This window comes from Streptomyces sp. NPDC046876 (assembly GCF_040645035.1).
Taxonomy (GTDB): Bacteria; Actinomycetota; Actinomycetes; order Streptomycetales; family Streptomycetaceae; genus Streptomyces.
In genome coordinates this window covers 16548-35981 of sequence record NZ_JBEYXK010000011.1, presented here as the reverse complement: position 1 = coordinate 35981, position 19434 = coordinate 16548, and the positions used below count along the sequence as shown (strand labels likewise).

Sequence of the window (19434 nt, the reverse complement as noted above, 5' to 3'; positions counted from 1 at the left end):
CGGTGGCGCGCTTCGACCCCCGGGGGAAGGAGAACCGGGCGCTGCTCGTCGGAGTACCCGAATACGCCTTCAAACAGCCCGAGCACCCCACCGGAGTGCCCGGCGACCTCAAGGCGGTGGAGCACAACCTGGCCGGGCTGGCAAGCGCGCTCCGCGAGGGCGGGGTCTTCCCCGAGGACGGGATCACCGTCGCCCGGCCGCGCACCGTGGACGAGTTCGACCGCCGGCTGGGCGCCGAGGTCGACGCGGCCGAAGGACTGCTCCTGCTGTACTTCTCCGGCCACGGAGCGGTGCCCAGCACGGGTGACGAGCTCTGGCTGCTGATGCGGCGGGCGACCATCGTCCCGGGCGCCGATTCCGTGTTCCTCGGTGCGGTGCCCTGGAAGAGCGTCCTCACCGTGCTCTCCCGCAGCAGGGCGGAGCACGTGGTCGTCATCCTCGACTGCTGCTACGCGGGCAACGCCTCGGCAGCCTGGGACGCGCTCGACACCGCGCAGCGGCAGCGGACCTCCCTGCTGATGAGCGTGCAGGCCAACAACCGCATCGACGCGGGTGACGACGACACGCCCACGCCGTTCACCGGGCACCTCATCCGCCTGTTGCGCGACGGTCTGCACGGTCAGGGCGGTGAGGTCGGCTTCGACGAGCTCGCCGACCGGCTCCGGGCCCACATGTCCGAGCACCACACAACGCTGCGCGAGCCTCCGGAGCCGTGGGAGCCGCAGAGCCGCTCCGCCCCCGGGGCCGGCGTACTGCTCGCCGCCCCTCCTCTGCCCTTGCCGGACGAGCCCCCGCCGGAGTCCCCCGGGGACCCGGACGTGCCCGGCGACGGGCGGCCCGGCCGCCGGCCCGACCGCCGGCCCGTCGGACTCGTCCGGCTCATCCGGCTCGTCCGACTCGTCAGACCGGGCCGGGCCGGCCGACGCGACATGGGCATCCGGCCCGGCCCCCGCCCGTTCGGACCCCTCACCGGGCGGCGGCTCGCGGCCGTCGTCGGCGTGCCGACGGCGATCGCCGGCCTGGTCATCGGCTGCCTCGCCGTCATCGATGGCGGGAACGGGGCCGCCTGCAAGCCGCCGCTCGAACTCCGCCTGCTCACCGACCCCGACCTCGAACCGACCGTCCGCAGGGCCGCCGAGGCGTACCTGACCTCGCAGGAGAACGTGACGGACGGCGCGTGCAGGCGCAGCGGCATCACCGTCTACAGCGCCGGAGCCGCCGCGGCCGTCGCCGCGTTCAACCGGCAGTCCGACCCCTGGCAGCGGCCGGCGGGCGACGACAACAATCCGCAGCGCGACATCGGCCCCCAGCCGGACATCTGGATCCCGGCTCAATCGGCGGACGTGGACCGGGCCCGCACCGCCACCAGCGAGCGGACGTACGTCGAGCTGGGGCCCGACCTCGAGCCCTTCGCGTACTCGCCGCTCGTGCTCGCGGTCCCGCAGAACCTGGCGGCGGAGGCGGCCTCCGAACGGGTCGGCAGCCTCGCGACCCTGACCGCCGCGCTGAAGAACCGCGCCGACATACGGCGCACGGACCCGGAGTACACCGACGCAGGCCTCCTCGCGACCGTCGGCCTGTACGGCACGGGACAACCGGACCAGGCCGCTGCCGAGCGCAGCGTGGCCCAGAGCGGACCCCCCTCCCGTACGGGCGCGGACCTGCTGTGCACCCTGCCCGGCGACGAAGCGGACGGGCGGACCGCCGTCCTGGTGCCGGAGTTCCTGCTCCACACCGGAACCGGCTGCGACAGCATCACCCGGGCCCGGCGGATGGCTGCGTACCCGGCCGATGTACCCGGCCTGACCCCGACGTTCGTACGGGTCGGCTGGCGCGGAGCGGACCGGGACGCGAAGGCGCGCAGCGAGGCCGTGGAGCGCTTCCACGGCTGGCTGACCGGCAATGCGGCCGGGAAGGCAGCGGCCGGGAAGACCGCGGCCGGGCAGAACGGAGACCAAGCGTCCGCGCCGGGGGCCCCGGGTGGACTCGCCGTGTTCGGGAAGGACGGATTCCGCAGCGCGTCCACCCTCCACCGGCCCCTCGGCGCCGGCATCGTCTTCAGCGACTTCGGCGCCCTGGAGAACCCCGGGCCGCTCACGAGCACCGTCCGACCGGCCACGATGGACAAGGCGCTGAAGGACTACCGGGAAGCCAACGGGCCCGGGCGGGTGCTCTTCCTGCTGGACTCCTCCGGATCCATGGGAGCCCTGTGGGAGGGTCCGGGCGGGGCGCCCGGCATCATCGGGCAGTCCCTCGCCGGGCTCGGCGAGCGCGACGAGTACGGCGTCTGGGGCGTGGCGAGCGAGCCGGGCGGCGGCCGGGCGTACAGCGAGGTGCTGCAGTTCGGCAGGCACAAGCTCGACGAGGCCCGCCGCACCGTCGACGCCGGGGCCAAGGTCAAGGACCTGGAGGCCGATCCGTACCAGGCGCTGGTCGCAGCCCTGGACGACATGGCGCGGCGCGGCACCGACGACCACCGCCCGCAGCTGATCGTCTACATCACGGACGACGAGGACAACAACCGGCTGACCGAGGGCGGCCGCCTGGGCACCCTGCTCGCGTCCGCACGGGAGAAGAAGATCCCGGTGGTCATGGCCTCCCTGGACAGCGGCGGCTGCGACAAGGGCAAACCGGACGCGGCCGTCTCGGAGGCGAGCGGCGGGCGCTGTCTGGACACCAAGGGCGATCTCGTCGCCCGGCTGCGGGACGAGGTCGCCAGGACCGGAACGGGGGGCGAAGGATGAGGCACGGTCTGCGGCGGCGCGGCGCGTCAACCGCTCTGGTGGTCCTCGCCCTCCTGGCCGGCGCCGGATGCGACGGCGGCGGCGATCGAACCGGCGGACCGGCCGCCGGCAAAGCCGGACCGGGGGGCGCGGCCGAGACTCCGGGCGAGATCGTGCTGGCCAGCGGCCGGGACGTGACCGGCAAGGGGGGCATCCGCCAGCAGCTGATCGCGGCGTGGAACGCGGAGCAGGAGCGCAAGGGCTCCGGCTACCGGGCCCGTCTGGTCGAACTGCCCGGCTCGGCGGACCAGCAGCGCAGCCAGCTGCTCGGCGCACTGCAGTCCGGCAGCGCCGAGTACGACGTGGTCAACCTCGACGTCACCTGGGTGCCGGAGTTCGCCGCCGCGGGCCTGGTCCAGCCGCTCCCCGACGCGCTGGTCGACGCCGACGTCATCAAGTCCGTGGCCGCCACCGCCCGTTGGAAGGACAAGGTGTACGCCGTTCCCTTCAACAGCGACGTCGGGCTGCTCTTCTACCGCCGCGACTACCTCAAGAGCGCGGGCATCGAGGCGGACCCCGGCCTCGCCAAGGGCACCCGCTGGCCCGTGGTCCAACAGCTGGTCCGCGCCCTCGACGCGCCGGGCAAGAAGCCGTCCGACGCCTACCGGAAGGGCTGGACGGCGCAGCTCGACGCCTCCTACGAAGGCCTCACCGTGAACGGCGTCGAGGCCTTCGCCTCCGCCGCCGACGACTTCGCCCTCACCGACGAGGAGGGCCGCTACGCCGGCTCCGTGGACGGCCTGAAGGCGGGGCTGGACGAACTGCGCGACCGCACCCAGGCCGCCTACACCCTGCCGGAGGCCGTCCACTCCGACGAGGCGGACACCCTCACCGACTTCACGGCCGGCCGCACCGCTTTCCTGCGCCACTGGCCGTACGCCTACCGCACCCTCCACCAGTCCCTGACCGAAGAGCAGCTCGGCGTCGCCCCGCTGCCCGGCAGGGCGGTGCTGGGCGGCCAGAACCTGGCCGTGGCGCGGGGTTCGCAGCGGAGCACCGCAGCCCGGCAGCTCGTCGAGTTCCTGACCGGCAGGGAGAGCGAGCGCTGCCTGCTCGACGCCGGTTTCGCGGCCACCCGGCTCTCCGCGTACGAGGACGACAAGCTGACCTGCACGGCGGCGAAGCCGACGGGCACGGCCACCGCGGCCCCGACGAGCGAGCGCACCGACCGGATGCCACGGGACGCCCACGGCCGCCCCCACTACGCGCGCACCACCCTGCTGCCCGCCCTGGAGAACGCCGTCCAGCGGCCGCGCACCCCTCTCTACGGCGCCTTCACCCGGACCTTCGCGGCCGAACTGGCCAAGCTCCAGAACGACGACCCGCCGTCCGATGCGCAGCTGGCCAAGGAGCTCGACGCGAGGCTGCGCAGGGCGCTGCCCCGAGGATGACCGCCCGACCGGCCGAGGAGCAGGGTGCGGTGCGGGGGTGGGGGTGCGGTGCGGTGTGGGGGTGCGGCGCGGTGCCGCACCCCCACACCGGCCGTCAGTTGACGTTCACGGCCTTCCAGGCAGCCGCCACCTGCTGGTACTCGGTGCCCGTCGAGCCGTACAGGTCGGCCGTCGCCTTCAGGGTCGCCACGCGGGCGCCCGCGTAGTCGGTGGTCGACGTCATGTAGGTCGAGAGCGCCTTGTACCAGATCTTGTACGCCTTGGTGCGGCCGATACCGGTGACGGTCGAACCGTCGTAGGTGGGCGAGTCGTACGAGACCCCGTTGACCGTCTTCGCGCCGCTCCCCTCGGAGAGGAGGTAGAAGAAGTGGTTGGCGACGCCCGAGGAGTTGTGGACGTCGAGCCGGCCCACTGTCTTGGACCAGTAGTCGGCGGAGGCGCCGTCCTTGCTGGGCTTGTCCATGTAGCGCAGCGGGGTGCCGTTGCCGCGGATGTCGATCTTCTCGCCGATGAGGTAGTCGCCGGGATCGGCGGGGTTGTTGGCGAAGAACTCCACGGAGGTGCCGAGGATGTCGCTGGTGGCCTCGTTCAGACCGCCCGACTCGCGGCTGTAGTTCAGCTTGGCCGTGGCGGCCGTCAGGCCGTGGCTCATCTCGTGGCCGGCGACGTCCAGCGAGGTCAGGGGCTTCTGGTTGTTCTGGCCGTCTCCGTAGGTCATGCAGAAGCAGCTGTCGGACCAGAAGGCGTTGACGTAGGCGTTGCCGTAGTGGACGCGGGAGTAGGCGGCCTTGCCGTCCCCGGCGATGCCGTTGCGGCCGAGTTCGGTCTTGTAGAAGTCCCACGTGACGGCCGCGCCGTAGTGGGCGTCGACGGCCGCGGTCTGGCGGTTCGACGGGGTGCCGTCGCCCCACGTGTCGTCGGCGTCGGTGAAGAGGGTCCCCGTGCCGGTGGACGTGGCGCCGTTCAGGTCGTACGTCTTGTGGCCGCCGCGCGCCGTGTCGGTGAGGCTGTACGCCGATCCGCTCGGGGCGGTGCCGAGGGTGACGGTGCCGGAGTACTCGCTGGTGCCGGTGCCGGTGTCGATGGCCTCGTAGGAGTAGAGCTCGGCGCCGGTGGCGGCGTCGGTGATGACGTGCCGCTCGCTGGGGGTTCCGTCGGCCTGGGTGCCGGTGACGACGGCCTCGTAGGCGAAGACCGGGGTGCCGGTGGCGGCCCACACCACCTGGCGGGCGCCGGCGGGAGCCGTCCGCAGGGCGGAGCGGGCGCCGGCGGGGGCTATGCGGGCCTCGACCGCCTTGGTGGTCTTGCGGCTGCCGTCCTTCTTCTGGTGGACGATCAGGTCGCCGCCGAGGACGGGCAGGCCCGCGTAGGTGCGTTCGTAGCGGGTGTGGACCGTACCGTCCGCGTCCTTGACGACGTCACGGGCCACGAGGCGCTCGTCATCGGCCAGCCCGATGGCGCGCGCGGTGTCGGCCGACGCGTTCTGCGCCGCGCTGATGGCCTGGGCGCGCGCCCCGGCCGACAGCGTGACGGCGGTGGCACCCGCCTCCCGCTCGGCCGACGCGCTGGCGGAGCCGCTCTGGAAGGCGATGGCGACCATGGCCGCGGAAGCGACGATCGCGGCGGCACGCAGCGCGCGGGGGTGGGGGGTTGAGGACATGGGGGATCTCTCTCCTTAATGGCCGTGGGGGACTGGCTGAGAGAGTGCCAGCAAGACGAGCGAAATGACAGGTACGCAACATGGATTTGACCTGCCGTTGTCCGTTGAGCGGCGGACATGGTCCGCTCAACGAACGAAAACGGTGCATTCCGTTTGCCTGGAACCGGAGTTGACCGTCGCCGGTCGTCCTCCGCGCCGCCGGGGCCGGGTTGCCGTGCCAGGAGGGAGGCATGGGCTTCCTCCACGCCCGCTAGGGTCGGCGTCATGAGTACGCAGAACCCGCCCCTTGAGCCACTCCTGCTGCAGATCGCCCGCCAAGACGCTCTGTGGCAGGTCGAAAAGGACCTGAAGGCGCTCGGTCCCGAAGGGGTCAGCGGCCTGCTGGAGATACGACGCGGCGGTCCGGGCACGCTGCGCCGCCACGCGTTGCACGCGCTGGCGATGCTTGGTGCCGGGGACGAGCTGGACGACCGGGACCGGCGGGCGCTGGAGCGCCTCGTCCGGATCAAGCTGCTGGACGACCGGCCGCTCGACCACCACTGCCCGTTCATGTGGATCGCGGTGCCGGCCGCTGCGTACGAGGGTGTCTTCGACGCCTTGGGGCTGTACGACCGCATCCCCGCGACCATGGCCATGGGCATGTCGGCAGTGGAGCATGGCACGGCCGTGACGACCGGCCCCGAAGGCGAGGAGAGGACCGTCCAGCGGGCCTTCGTCACGCCCGAGTTCGCCGGTTGGCGGATGGTGTTCGGCGGGCCGGTGTCCGCGTGCGCCGAGGAGGAGGTGCTGGCACGGGTCAGCGCGCACTGCGGGCAGGCCCACTTCTACTGCCGTGACGCCTACGACGACTACCACAGCTGGGCGATCGCCGAGCAGGGCCGGGTGATCCGCTCCTACCAGACCTACCGCGAGCCGGCCTGGACGGGCGACCCGATGCCCTGGGAGACCCCCCAGACGGAGGACGAATACTGGGAACCCGGCCTGTACGAGGCGAACGCCTCGTGCGAGACGAGCGCCAACGGCGTGGCGGAATCACTGACCGTCGACCCGGAGAACATCGACGAGAACACCCCCATGAGCGGTCACGGCTGGCTGGCCGTCACCGCGCCCGGTGTCGGGAACGGACCGTTCCCCGGCGCCCTCGAGATCTGACCCACGCCCCGTGTCGCCCGGCCGGGCGACACGGAACGCCCGCCGGCCCCGGCCGGTCCCCTACCCTGGCGCGACGCCCCACCCGTCCGGGCCGCCGCAGCAGCTGTCCCGGAGCAGATGGCGGGTGACGGCACGCCAGCCGCCCTCGGGCTCCGGGGCGCGGGACGAACCGCCACCGGCCAACGCGCTGACCAGATCAGCCCGTTCGTGGAGCACGCCGCCGCGGACCGCCGCCCGGATCCGGATCAGATCGGCGAAGTCGGTGAACGGGTCTCCGTCGACCACCGTCAGGTCGGCGATCCGTCCCGGCTCGACGGTGCCCAGCCGGTCCTCCAGCCCGAACACCCGGGCCGGGACGCGGGTCGCGGTGGCCAGGGCCTCGGCAGGGCTCAGTCCGTACCGGTGCAATGCCCGCAGGGCCAGGTGCAGATGGAGGCCGACCGGTACCAGCGGGGCGTCCGTGCCCAGCGCCACCAGCCCGCCGCCCGCCAGGATCCGCCGGTAGACCGACACCTCACGCTCCAGTGCCAGCAGCTGGTCGGCGCTCGGCGGTACGGCAGCCGCGGCCCGCACGGCGGCGACGTCCCACGGCGGCATCAGCGTCCGCACCCGCTCGTCCTCGGCGGCCGCCGGATCCTCCCCGAGCAGCGGCAGCGCCGTGAACGGGGTCGCGATCAGATGGAACCGGCCGCGGGTGTAGAGCTCCAGGGCGTCCTGGTAGGTGAACCCTTGCGCCGTGGCACCGTGCCCGCTCTCTGCGCGCTCGGTGGCCACCAGGTGCGTGGTCAGGTCCTGCCCGGCGGCGATCCCCGCGGCGCACAGATGGGATCCGACCCGCACGCCGAGCCGCTCGTGCGCGAACCGGGCGGCCTCCGCCATCAGCCAGCCGGGTGCCCGTACGTAGGTCTTCAGCACGTCCCAGTCCAGCTCCGCCGCCCGGGCGAGCGAGCGGGCCACCCCCTCGCGCGTGCGATGGGCGCGGCTCATCGTGTACGCGACCCGGCTGCCGTCCAGGTGCTCCCCGCAGGTCAGCAGCCGTGGCCCGGCGAGCCGTCCGGCCAGTACGTCCTGCCGCAGGCGGGCCTGTTCCTGGGCGGAGCCGCCGAGGGACACGGTCGTGGTGATCCCGTAGGCGAGGGCGGTGACCCCCTGCCGGGCGCCGTAGGTGTTGCAGTACGGGTGCACGTGCGCGTCCCAGAGACCCGGCAGGACGGTGCCCTCCGGTACGTCGACGGTCCGCGCGGCCGGGCGCCGGGTGCGGCCCGCGCGCCGCGGCTCGACGGCCGCGATGCGCCCGCCGCGGATCAGGACGTCCACCTCGGTGCGCGGCGGGGCACCGGTGCCGTCCCAGAACCGCCCGGCGCGCACCAGCATGTCCACCGGTTCGGGCCGGCGGCGGTCCAGGGCGACCGGCACGGTCCGGGCGGGTCCGTCCGGGGAGCCGTCCGCGGTGAGTCGCAGCAGCCGCAGCCGGGCGCCGGACTGGTAGAGGAGGGTCCGGGCGTCCCCGGACCAGGAGGGGTGTTCGGCGGGCTCGGCGGTGATCCGGCGGGCGGGTCCGGACGGGGCGCCGTCCGGACCGACCGGCAGCAGCCACAGCGCCGACTCCGCGACACAGGCCAGGTGCCGGCCGTCCGGTGACCAGACCGGGCCCGAGGCGTACCGGTCGGACAGCGAGACGTGCGGGGCCAGGGCGTACAGCCGGGCCGCTCCGGTCACGGCGTCGACGACCCGGATCAGGTTGTAGCCTTCGCGGAACCGCTGGTTGAGCCGGTTGCGGTCGCAGAGCACGAGGTAGCGGCCGTCCGGCGACCAGCTGGGCATGCCGGGCAGCCCGCCTGCGCCGAGCGGGGCAGCGAGGGAGGCCTCGCTGCCGGTGGCGAGGTCGCGGACGGTCAGCCGTCCCGTCAGGTCGAGGGCAGCCAGCCGTGATCCGTCGGGGGAGAGGGTCCCGTACACGCGGCCGCCCGGGCTGATCGCCCGCTCCGGTCCTCCGGATAGCTCTTTGCGGTGCACGGTGTTCAGCCCGTCCCGGTCGTGCGTGTAGACCAGGTCCCGGCCGTCGGGACTCCATGCCGGACCCTGGACGTAGGCGGTGGGCGGGAGTTGGACCCGGCGCCGGGGCGCGCCGCCGGTCACGGGGACGGTCCACAGGGCGCCGAGCGCAGCGAAGGCCACCGTCCGGCCGTCGGGCGACAGGGAGGGGAGATGGATCCCGTGGACGGGGCGCCGCTGCTCGGTCTCCAGTTCGTGGTCCTTGACCCGGTAGCGGGGGCGGGGCACGTCCGGTTCGGCGTGGAAGGCCAGGATCCGGTCCGGCTCCGCGCCGGCGGCGCCGCGGTCCGGGCGGATCACCCGGAACTGCCCGTCCAGCGTGACCAGGAGGCGGTCGTCGCCGATCCAGCGCGGGGGAGCGGCGGCGAGATCGCCGACCAGCGGGATGCGCCCGCCCTCGACCCACAGGGTCATGGTCTCCGCGCGGCGGGGGCCGGGGAGGGCGCACAGCCAGGCCCTGCGGCCGGCGGGGGAGACCGCCGGGGCGAGCAGCCGGCCTTCGGCCGCGGTGTACTCGGCGCGGACGGGGCCGCTGCCGTCGGCGGCCACCGAAGCCAGGACACGTGCCACCAGGCCGTCCGCGGTCGCCGTGCCCCGGACGAACAGCACCCGGCGGCCGTCCGCCGACCAGGCCGGGTCGTAGTCCTCCCAGGCCCCGTCCTGGCCCGGCCCCTGCTGTCCGGACAGACCCGTCAGCTGCCGGGGCGTACCTCCCGGGGCCGGGGGCAGCGTCCAGATCCGGTACGGGCTGCCCGCGACCGGGTCGCCGCCGCGTTCGGAGCAGAACGCCAGCGTCCGGCCGTCCGGGGACCAGGCCGGTGCCCGGTGGTCGAACGGGCCCTCGGTGAGCGGGCGCAGGCCGGAACCGTCCGCGCCCAACAGCCAGATGTGGAAATTCCCGCTCCGGTAGGCGCTGACCGCCACCTGCCGGCCGTCCGGGGAGAGCACCGGACGGGTGGGCTCGAGGTCGGCCGGGGTGAGGGCGGTCGCGGCGGAGCCGTCCGCGGGCAGCGACCACAGCACGCCCTGGACTTCGGCGACCACCCGCTCCCCGACAGCGGTGGCCGCCCCGTTCGTGGCCGCGGTCAGCCGCAGTCGTACGGTGTCCCCGGCCGACTGACCGGAACCGAGGCCCCCTACGGACACCGCCACGGCGGTCGGCTCCGCCGCCATGGGCAGGGGCAGAGCCCCCACGGACGCCGCCGCCCGGAGGATCGTCCTGCGCGCCACTGCCATACCGGCCACCCGCTCCCGTTCCCGTTCCCGCAGACCCCTCGACAGGCGCTTCAACGATCAAGGCGGGCCCACGGCAACGCCGGGTTCGGCTACGGGGTGAGGGGGGCGGGTGCGGGTGTGCCGTAGAAGGTGATCGGGGACCAGCCGTGGTCCTGAGCGATCTTGTTCAGCGCGTTGGCGAGCTCGATGGGAGCGATGTCGTACGAGGCCGGGGCGTCCACGGTGGAGACGCTGAACGTGATCACCACCTCGCCGCCGACTCCGGGAACCATGCTGGTGCCCTTGAACTGGGTCCCGCGGGGGAACGCGGCTGCGGCCTGGGTGCCTTGCGCGGCGGCGCCGGCAGCCGCGGCGCCGGCCTTCTTGGTCGCCTCGCCCTGTACCTGCGCAGCCTCGGCCGCCGCCCCGGAGGCGAGCACCGCTCCCGCCGCAGCCGTTCCCGAGTACCCGATCAGTGAGCGCCGCGAGATTCCTGACATGAACTGCCTCCTCGAGTCGAGCCCTTCAACGGCTCGGGCAACCTACCTGCCCCTCGCCGGATCAGGCGGTTTCCTCTTGCACAGCCCGCGGCGTCCCCCGGTAACAACTGCCACAGTGATGGCGCCGATGCGCGGGCGCGGACAGGCCCCGCGGCCCGCAGCGCGAAAACGGCAACCCTCCCGGAAACCCGCCCCCCACGGGCACCATTGTGATGATCTGGACCCCCACGCCCCCGCACACCCCACACCCACATCCGATCCGCACCCAGGGAGGCCGCCGTGTCCCGAACGCCGCAGGAGATCTTCCAGAGTTACGTCTACGCCGGAGCCTTCACCCGGAACGCTGATGCACTGGCCGAGAGCTTCACGCCCGACGGCATCCTCGAGGCGCCGCTGATGCCGGCAGGCGGGGCCTTTCCCCGGCGGCTGGTGGGTCGCGAGGAGATCCGCAGCGGCATGGCGGAGTACTACCGCCGACAGGCAGAGGACCACCGCAAGCCGGACCCCGAGAAGTCGGGATACGTACTGCACACCACATCCGACCCCGACGCGTTCATCGCGGAGATCGACACGGTCTTCGCCGGGGACGCCGAGGACGTCTCGGTTTCGCTCGTGCAGATCTTCCGCATCCGTGACGGGAAGATCGCCAGACTCCGTGACTACTTCGCGCCGGAGCTGATCGGCTGACGACCGAACCTGCGCGCCGATGACGGAGAATGCAAGGTTGTGATCGAACTCAAGCGCGGCGCAGCCGCATTCGCCGTCCTCGCCGCAGCCCTTGCGGGCGCCGTGGCCCCCGCCTCACCCGGCGCAGCCGCTGACAGCGCCCTCCACGAGACCACCATCCGTGCCGCTGCACCGGACAAGGCAACGGTCACGGAAGGTCAGGTCAAAGAGGTCGCCCCGGGTGGCGTGATCACCTACCCGAGCGTCACCAGCTGCCTCACCGTGACCGTGAGGCTGCGGGACGGCGGTCTCGTCGGTGCTCATGCCAGCCTGTTCCAGGTACCGGGTGAACTGCGGTCCGATGAGATCCCGGCAGCGCTCAAACGCCTCGTCGGCAACCGCCCCGTGACCGCAGTGCAGGTCAAGGGGGCGGTCGGCGCCTGGCATCCGAGCTACTTCGTGAAGGCGATCGAGGCTTACGGCGACGGCGAACAGCCGCCGTACCCGGAACGCCCGGACCCCGAGGGCCTCGCCGACGCGGTGTCCCAGGCGCTCGACCTGCCCCGCCCCCTCGTCACGGTCGAGGACGTACCCGACGGAGACCAGACCGCGAGCTGATAGGGGTCGGGGCGGACGAAAAACCGCTAGGCCGTCTGCCGCCGGGCTGCGACGATGCCCCTGTTTCCCGAGCGGAGGGCATTTGTTCGTTTTCGTATGCGCGGGGTGCGGAGCCGGAGTCACCGCCCCTTTGTCCCAGGTCGCACTGCCGGCCCACGCCCACCAACGGTTCGGCAACGGGCTTCAGCTCCCCGTGCTCATGGAACCGGGTACTTTCGCCGTGGAACCTGAGCCCTGGGGGCCGCCATGGCGGAGGTGGGAGGAGTTCGAGCCGGGCGAGGCAGAGGCCCGTGGCGTCCACGCACCGGTCTACGCCCTGTCCGACGGCGCGCCCGGTGCGATCGTCATCGCCCCCGGAGATATCCGCGGCACCGTACTGATCCCGGAGGAGCGCGGCAGCGCCTGCTGCGGCCTCGACGGGGCCGACGGTCCCAACCTGGCCTGCGAGGCGTGCGGTCTGCCGGTGGCGAGCCGGATCGACGACTGCTCGCTCTGGCAGGCCGCGTGGCTCGCCCCGGGCGCCGTGTGCCGCCGCTCCGTCGAAGGCACCGACCCGGGGCCGCTCTCCTGGGCGGAGCTGATGGCGGAGGGGAGGGGCGTGCCCCTGTTCGAGCCCATCACCCGGTGGGGATCGCCGCCGGGGTCGGGCGACCGGTGGTCGTGGAGCCCGCAGTGGGTGGCGGCAGCCGGGCGGGCGCTCGCCCACCTCCTGGCGGCTTCGGAGGGCCGTGCCGTCGCCGTCCCGGACGGCTTGGCCGCGGAGATGTTCCAACACGCCCTCGGTAGCCTGCTGCCGGCCGACCCGCCGACACGGCGCGCCGTTCTGGCCGGCCCGGGGCTGCCCGCCCCGGACGCGGACATCCTCCTCGTGCCGTCCCATCCGCAGACCGGGGAGGTCTGGACCCCGGCCGCCTCCGCCACCTGGACGTACTCGGTGCCGTTGCCGTTCGGGGTATGGCTCCGGCTGGTCTTCCCCGAGCCGCAGCCACCCGTCGTCGCGCCGAGGCTCATGCCCGACGGCGTCCTTCGCGACGATCCGCCCCCACCGCGTGTCCATGACGCGTTCCGGATCGACTGGGCAGTGTTCAAGCACACCTTGGCCCGGCTGGAGGCGGCCCGCAGCCCATGGCTGCGCGACATCCTCGATCCCTCCACGTCACACATCCACGCTCGCAACTCCTGATGCCGCGCCGCAAGCCCGTTGTACGGCCGGCACATCCGGAGGAGGGGCCCGGTTCAGCGGAGGCGGGTCAGGGTTGTGGGGGCGCCGGCGGACTGGGCTCCCTCCGACTCCAGGGTCAGCCGGTCCGGATCCGCCATGGTGAGCACGTACAGATTGCCCTGGGGGCAGTCGAACGTTGCCGCACGGTCCGTGGGATGGCTGGTCACGGCAGCGAAGACGGCGGTGTTCCGGCCGACCTGCCGCAGTGCGAGGGCCTCCGTGCACCCCAGGTCGCGTCCGCCGGCCATCTCCTTGACCTCGCTGACCTGCCGGCCCACCACCTCGCCGACGGCGCCGGGGTTGAGGGTGACCGTGACGGTGAACTGTCCCGTCCGGGCGCGCAGGACGCCGTCCGCGTCCGGAGTACCGGGGCCGACGCCGGACCACGTACCCGCCCACGACGCGGGCAGGGCCTGCCCCGAAGGCGAGGAACCGGACGGGGAGGCGGCCGGGCTGCCCGAAGGGGGAGCGGTCCGGGCTCCGTCGCCGCTCCAGGGGAACCGGAGCGGGAGGACGGCGGCGGCCGCCAGTACGGCCGCGCCGGCGGCAGCGCCGAGCAGCACGGGCCGGCGCGACACCCGGGCCCGGGAGGTCAGCGCTCTCTCGGGCGCCGTGACGGGGACCTCCGGCGGCGCACCGGGAGGAGGCGGAGGGGCCGGGACGGATCCGGCCCCGGAAGGGGGCGGGGTGAGCAGGAGCCGGAGTTCGGCCTCCCGGCGGGCGACCTCGGCGGGGAGGGCCGGCGGCACCGCTCCGCTCCAGTCCGGCCCCTCAGCGGCGTCGAGCCGTGCCCGTATCTCCTCGGCGGTCGGACGCCCTCCGGGATCCTTGGCCAGGCATTCCCCCACCAGAGGAAGGATCTCCTGCGGTACGCCGTCGAGCAGGGGCTCGTCGTGGACGATCCGGTACAGCAGGGCCGGCAGGTCCAGCTCCTCACCCGCAGCCAGGAACGGGCTGCGCCCCGTGGCCGCGTACACGAGGACCGCAGCGAGGGAGAACACGTCCGCCGGGGCCCCCGCGACGCCGCCGGTCGCCTGCTCCGGCGCCAGGAAGCCGGGCGTGCCGACCACCGCGCCCGTCCGGGTGCGGCGCGGGTCCTGAGCTGCGCGGGCGATGCCGAAGTCGATGAGGTAGGGCCGCTCCGGGCCGAGCAGTACGTTCCCCGGTTTGATGTCGCGGTGTACGACCCCTGCCGCTCGCACGGCGACGAGCGCGGCCGACAGCTCCCGTGCCAGGCACACCACGGCGGGTGGGGCCAGCGGCCCGTGCGTGCGCACCCAGTCGCCGAGGGACGGGGCGGCAACGTACTCCGTCGCCAGCCACTGCGGTGCCGTGCCGGGCGGGCTGAAGTCCACCACGGCGACCGTCCAGGCGCACCGCACGCGGTCGTTGGTGCGTATCTCCCCGGCGAAGCGTTCGGCGAAGTCCGGCTGGAGGCCCAGATCGCGGTGCACGGTCTTCAGGGCCAGGGGCCGGCCGGAGACGGTACGGGCCAGGAAAACCTCGCCCATGCCTCCCTCGCCGAGCCGCGCCAGCAGGCGGTAGCCGCCGATCTCCGGCGGGTCGCCGGGCCGCAGTGCCTCCACAAATCCCCTGCAATCCATGGCCGTTGCGACCCGCCGCACACGGGCCGTCCTGCGGGCCACCCTAGGCGACGTACCGACGGGCCGACGGGCCGAGGCGGCCTAGGGGTGCGCAGGCGCACCGCCCCGGCCGGGGGAGGGAGCGGAGAGGGACTGCCCGGGGTCAGTTCGCGGGGGCGAGACCGGTCGGCACCTGCCAGCGGTAGCGCTGACCCTTGTTGGTCATCTTCAGGCCCTGCTTGAAGACGGCCAGGCCCAGTTCGTTGGATGCCTTGGCGAGCAGCGGAACGGCGTCTCCGCTCTTGCCGTAACCGAAGCTCAGCGGGTCGGTGGCCTGCAGGGCGAGCTTGCGGAAGTCGGCCGGCGGCACGGAGACGACGTCCGCGGCGTGGTCCCCGGCCAGATGGCGGATCAGGCTCGGGCCGACCCCGGCGAACATCGGGCCGGGCAGACACTCGCGGATGAAGTCCAGCACCCCCTTCGTCAGCCGGGTACCCGCCTCGGAGGGCCGCTGCTGGCGCCTCAGGATCGTGTCCATCAGAGCGGCTGCGTCCTCGAACCGATCGGCGTTGAGGCGCTCGTCGATGCCGAGGACGTGCCCGACGACCCGCCACAGGTGGAAGTACGCGTCCCGGTCGGCCGCGGGGAGCTCCACGCCCAGCTTGGCGAGGCCCTTCGGGATGACCACCGAGAAGCTCATCAACGTGCCCGCCAGGTCCTCCTGGTTGACGGGGACGCCCCAGGCCGTGTCCCAGGCGTCGTGGCGCGACAGGTGGTAGCGCATCGTGGCGTGCAGCAGCCGGATCGTCTGTGCGGAGCGGATCCCGCGGCCGGCCGGGCCCAGACCGCCGGTCTCCAGTACGTCGACGACGAACTGAGCCGTCTCCATCAGCCTGCGGAACACCCCCTCGGTCAGCCGGGTCGACAGGTGCAGCACCTGCGCGCCGTTCGCGCAGCCGTAGCACAGCGGGAGCGAAGCGCAGAGCAGGTTCGAGGCGATGTGCCCCTGGTAGCGGCCGAGGAGCCCCTGCCCGCGCCGGCTCAGCGCCTGGTCCGCCCACTCGGGCAGGACCTGGCTGGCGGCGAAGTACGCACGCAGCCGATCATGGCCGTACCTCCGCGGAAACAGAGTGAGGGGAAGTGGGGGGAGACAACAGGACCGGCCGGACGCCGGTGGCTGCGGCCCGGCCGTGTCCGTGCCCGTTCTGGCGGCCCGTCCACCCCTCCCCACAGGGGGTGTCGCCCGGAGGGCCCAAGCCGAATCGATACCTCGCCCGGCATCCGGGTGCACGGGGGCGGGAGGGGCCCGGCAGGTCGGCGAGGGTTCGGGCCGGGGTCGGCGGGTCGGGAGTCTGCCGTATCGTTCCTTTTCGGACCCCGGCTGCCCGTGAGCGCACCCGGGGCCGGTGCCTCGTGATCGTGCGTACAGGAGTCCTCCGCGTGTCCTCGTCCCTCCCGGCTGCAGGTTCCGCGCAGCCCGTGCGCGTCCTGCTGGTGGAGGACGACGACCTGATGCGCCGGTCCTTCGCCCTGGCGCTGGAGCGCTACGGCTACGAGGTGAAGACCGCTGCCGACGGGCTGGCGGGGCTGGAGGCCTTCCGCGACGGAGCCTTCGACCTGCTGATCCTCGACGTGATGCTTCCCGGTCTGGACGGCATCGGCCTGTGCCGCAGGGTCCGGGAGACCAGTTTGGTGCCGGTGCTGATGATGTCCGCGCGGGGCGACGGCCTGGACGTCGTCGCCGGCCTGGAGGCCGGCGCGGACGACTACGTGGTCAAGCCGGTGGAGACGTACGTGCTGGTGGCCCGCATCCGCTCGCTGCTGCGGCGGGCGACCTATCCGGCCGCCCCGGAGCCGCAGCCGGGGCCGACCGGGGGCGGGCGTTCGCCGTCCGCCGCAGAGGTGCTGGTGTTCGGGGACCTGAGCATCGACACCGCCGGCATGGAGGTGTTCGTCGCGGGAAGCCCGGTGGCGCTGACCCCGACCGAGTTGAAGCTGCTGCTGGAGTTCGCCGCCCGCCCCGGAGTGGTACTGGAGCGGCACACCCTGCTGCGCGACGTATGGGACTACGGCTGGGACGGGGACAGCCGGGTCGTGGACCTGTGCGTGCAGCGGCTGCGCCGGAAGGTGGGCCGGGACCGGATCGAGACGGTCCGCGGATTCGGCTACAAGTTCAGGCGCTGAGGCCGGTGCGCGCGTTGCACAGGCCGAACGAGCCGAGCAGGCCGAACAGGCCGAACGAGTCGAACAGGCCGCACGAGCCGCGCGGGCCATGGTCGACCCGTGGGTCCCTGCGCTGGAAGATCGCCGCGCTGGCCGCGGCCACCGCCTGCCTGGTCGCGGCCACCGTCGGTGTCCTGGTCCACCGGTGGACCGCGGACGACGTCCGCGACCGGGCCGAGGCGCGCGCCGTCAACGCGCTCTACTCGGCCGCGGACGTCTACCGGCGCACGGGAGCGCTGTCGGACGGTGCCGAGCTCGATCCGGCCGGCCTGCCGACCGCCCTGCGCCACCCGGCCGACGACAGGCGCCATACGGCCTACGACGGGCGGGTGGAGGGAAATCTCGGCCCGAGCGTCTGGGGCGCCCAGCGGACCGGCGGCCCCGGCAGCCCGGTCCTCGCCGTCCAGATCAACATGGGCCCCGATCTCCACACCCTGCGTGAGCTCGACATGACGATGGTGACGGCCTCGCTGATCGCGCTCGCGGCGGCGACACCCCTGTCGGTCTACGGGGCCGGGCTGCTCGCCCGCAGGCTGCGGCGGGTCGCCCGGACCGCGGCCCGGATCTCCGGCGGCGACTTCGACGCCCGCACCGGCCCCACCCCCGGCGGCGACGAGGTGGCCGACATCGCCGCCACCGTCGACCTCATGGCCGACACCCTCAGCCGACGGCTGCAGACCGAGCGCCGGTTCACCGCGGACGTGGCCCACGAACTGCGCACCCCCGTCGGCGGTCTGCTGGCCGCCTCCGACCTGCTGGGGCCGGGGGAGACGGAGGACCTGATCCGTACCCGGGTACGCGATCTGCGCGGCCTCGTCGAGGACCTGCTGGAGATTTCCCGCCTGGACGCCGGTGCCGAGCGACCGCTGCGCGCGCGGGTGCCGCTCGGCGCCGTCGTCTCGGAGGCGGTGGCGCGCACCGGCCTCGACACCGAACTCACCCTCACCGAGGACGGACCGGCGCAGAACGCGGCGGCGGGCCCGGCCGGGGCGTCCGTGGAGACCGACCCGCGCCGGCTCGAGCGGATCATCGGCAACCTCGTCGTCAACGCCCACCGGCACGGTGCCGCCCCCGTACAGGTCACCGTCCGGGGGCGCACGGTCGTCGTACGCGACCACGGGCCCGGCTTCCCCCAGGACCTGCTGCTCCACGGCCCGCGCCGCTTCCACACCGGCGCGCGCGAACGCGGCGCGGGCCACGGCCTGGGCCTGACCATCGCCTTGGGACAGGCCCGCGTCCTGGGGGCCGAACTGCGCCTGGACAACGCCCCGGACGGCGGCGCCGTCGCCGCGCTGCACCTGCCGGCCTGACCGGACGGCGCACCGAACCGCTGCGAAGCCCCGGGTGCCGCCCGGCTGCAGAACTGCTGCACAGCGGAGCGGCCACTGATACACGGCGGCCCCGGCCCCGATACGTTGCACGGACACCCTTCGAGTACGTACGCCCGCACTCGAAGAGGAGTCCCCGTGACCGCGCATTCCGTCGCCCCGTACGCGACGCCGCACGCCCCGCCCGGCGTCGCGGCCGCCACCGCCGACCTGACCAAGGTCTACGGCAGCGGCGACACCCGGGTCGTGGCCCTGGACCGGGTGAGCATCGCCTTCAGGGAGGCCGAGTTCACCGCGATCATGGGACCGTCCGGCTGCGGCAAGTCCACCCTGATGCACTGCGCCGCCGGACTCGATTCCCCCACCTCCGGATCCGTGCGCGTGGGCACCACCGAACTGAGCACCCTGGGGGACCGGCAGCTCACGCAGCTGCGGCGCGACCGCATCGGGTTCGTCTTCCAGGCGTTCAACCTGCTGCCGACGCTGACCGCGCTGGAGAACATCACGCTGCCGACGGCCATCGCCGGGCGCCGCCCGGACCGGCAGTGGCTGGACCACGTGATCTCCATGGTGGGCCTCACCGAGCGCCTCGGCCACCGCCCCGCACAGCTGTCCGGCGGGCAGCAGCAGCGCGTGGCGGTGGCCCGCGCCCTCGCCTCCCGCCCCGCGATCGTCTTCGGTGACGAACCCACCGGCAACCTCGACTCCCGCGCCGGGGCCGAAGTCCTCGGCTTCCTGCGCGACTCGGTACGCGAGCTGGGCCAGACCGTGGTCATGGTCACCCACGACCCCGTCGCCGCCGGCTACGCCGACCGCGTGGTCTTCCTCTCCGACGGCCGCCTGGTCGACGAGATGACCCGTCCCACCCCGGGCCGGGTCCTGGACCTGATGCGGCGTCTGCCCGGCGGAAACCCGGACCACTGCGCGGAACCCGCCTCCGGCGCCCGCCCCCCGCACGCCGGCTGACCCCTCGACCCTTCACCCAGGATCCAACCGGCCCACCGCTCGCCGCCGTCGAGCCCGACCCCCCGGAACCCC

The 19434-nt window shown here is 73.5% G+C and carries 14 protein-coding genes; 9 read left to right on the top strand and 5 right to left on the bottom strand.

What is annotated here, in order from left to right; genetic code table 11:
• Positions 1 to 2: 2 nt before the first annotated feature.
• Entirely contained in the window at positions 3 to 2744 is a 2742-nt protein-coding gene (locus tag ABZ924_RS09390) for a VWA domain-containing protein (protein ID WP_361906250.1), read from the top strand.
• A complete protein-coding gene (locus tag ABZ924_RS09385; RefSeq protein WP_361906248.1) occupies positions 2741 to 4174 on the top strand; it encodes an extracellular solute-binding protein in 1434 nt (477 codons plus the stop codon). The genes ABZ924_RS09390 and ABZ924_RS09385 overlap by 4 nt, the downstream gene beginning before the upstream one ends.
• Positions 4175 to 4268: 94 nt before the next feature.
• Here ABZ924_RS09385 and ABZ924_RS09380 read toward each other — a convergent pair whose 3' ends face one another.
• The gene (locus ABZ924_RS09380; protein WP_361906246.1) at positions 4269 to 5834 is read right to left on the bottom strand and encodes a M4 family metallopeptidase; all 1566 of its coding nucleotides are present in this window, start codon (positions 5832 to 5834) and stop codon (positions 4269 to 4271) included.
• Between the two features lie 264 nt (positions 5835 to 6098).
• Here ABZ924_RS09380 and ABZ924_RS09375 point away from each other — a divergent pair, with 264 nt between their 5' ends.
• Entirely contained in the window at positions 6099 to 6986 is an 888-nt protein-coding gene (locus ABZ924_RS09375) for a hypothetical protein (protein ID WP_361906244.1), read from the top strand.
• 60 nt (positions 6987 to 7046) lie between these two features.
• On the opposite strand, the gene ABZ924_RS09370 is transcribed toward ABZ924_RS09375, so the two are convergent.
• Together ABZ924_RS09370 and ABZ924_RS09365 are read right to left on the bottom strand one after the other, a co-directional pair.
• Positions 7047 to 10277: an amidohydrolase family protein gene (locus tag ABZ924_RS09370; protein ID WP_361906242.1), complete on the bottom strand. Its 3231-nt coding sequence runs from the start codon at positions 10275 to 10277 to the stop codon at positions 7047 to 7049.
• A gap of 89 nt (positions 10278 to 10366) precedes the next feature.
• Positions 10367 to 10756 carry a hypothetical protein gene (locus ABZ924_RS09365; protein ID WP_361906241.1) on the bottom strand — a complete coding sequence of 130 codons (390 nt, stop codon included), beginning with the start codon at positions 10754 to 10756 and terminating at the stop codon, positions 10367 to 10369.
• 279 nt (positions 10757 to 11035) lie between these two features.
• On the opposite strand from ABZ924_RS09365, the gene ABZ924_RS09360 reads away from it, so the two are divergent.
• The 3 genes from ABZ924_RS09360 to ABZ924_RS09350 all read left to right on the top strand — a co-directional run bounded on the left by ABZ924_RS09360 (position 11036) and on the right by ABZ924_RS09350 (position 13223).
• Positions 11036 to 11443, top strand: a complete 408-nt coding sequence (locus tag ABZ924_RS09360) for a nuclear transport factor 2 family protein (protein WP_361906239.1) — start codon at positions 11036 to 11038, stop codon at positions 11441 to 11443.
• 39 nt (positions 11444 to 11482) lie between these two features.
• Positions 11483 to 12040 (top strand): hypothetical protein, encoded by a 558-nt coding sequence (locus ABZ924_RS09355; protein WP_361906237.1) that lies wholly within the window; start codon positions 11483 to 11485, stop codon positions 12038 to 12040.
• An 82-nt stretch (positions 12041 to 12122) separates the two neighbouring features.
• Positions 12123 to 13223 carry a hypothetical protein gene (locus ABZ924_RS09350; RefSeq protein ID WP_361906235.1) on the top strand — a complete coding sequence of 367 codons (1101 nt, stop codon included), beginning with the start codon at positions 12123 to 12125 and terminating at the stop codon, positions 13221 to 13223.
• 53 nt (positions 13224 to 13276) lie between these two features.
• Here the strand turns inward: ABZ924_RS09350 and ABZ924_RS09345 are convergent, their stop codons facing one another.
• Both ABZ924_RS09345 and ABZ924_RS09340 read right to left on the bottom strand, forming a co-directional pair.
• Complete coding sequence (locus ABZ924_RS09345; protein WP_361906233.1) at positions 13277 to 14848, bottom strand: serine/threonine-protein kinase; 1572 nt, start codon at positions 14846 to 14848, stop codon at positions 13277 to 13279.
• A 160-nt stretch (positions 14849 to 15008) separates the two neighbouring features.
• On the bottom strand, positions 15009 to 15782 hold the full coding sequence (locus ABZ924_RS09340; protein ID WP_361906231.1) for an oxygenase MpaB family protein: 774 nt from the start codon (positions 15780 to 15782) through the stop codon (positions 15009 to 15011).
• 503 nt (positions 15783 to 16285) lie between these two features.
• Between ABZ924_RS09340 and cseB the strand changes: the two genes are divergently transcribed.
• The 3 genes from cseB (at position 16286) to ABZ924_RS09325 (ending at position 19362) form a co-directional block, all read left to right on the top strand.
• On the top strand, positions 16286 to 17029 hold the full coding sequence (gene cseB / locus ABZ924_RS09335; RefSeq protein WP_361906229.1) for a two-component system response regulator CseB: 744 nt from the start codon (positions 16286 to 16288) through the stop codon (positions 17027 to 17029).
• 107 nt (positions 17030 to 17136) lie between these two features.
• Positions 17137 to 18378 carry a HAMP domain-containing sensor histidine kinase gene (locus ABZ924_RS09330; protein ID WP_361906443.1) on the top strand — a complete coding sequence of 414 codons (1242 nt, stop codon included), beginning with the start codon at positions 17137 to 17139 and terminating at the stop codon, positions 18376 to 18378.
• Between the two features lie 228 nt (positions 18379 to 18606).
• Positions 18607 to 19362 (top strand): ABC transporter ATP-binding protein, encoded by a 756-nt coding sequence (locus tag ABZ924_RS09325; RefSeq protein ID WP_361906441.1) that lies wholly within the window; start codon positions 18607 to 18609, stop codon positions 19360 to 19362.
• Positions 19363 to 19434: the final 72 nt, after the last annotated feature.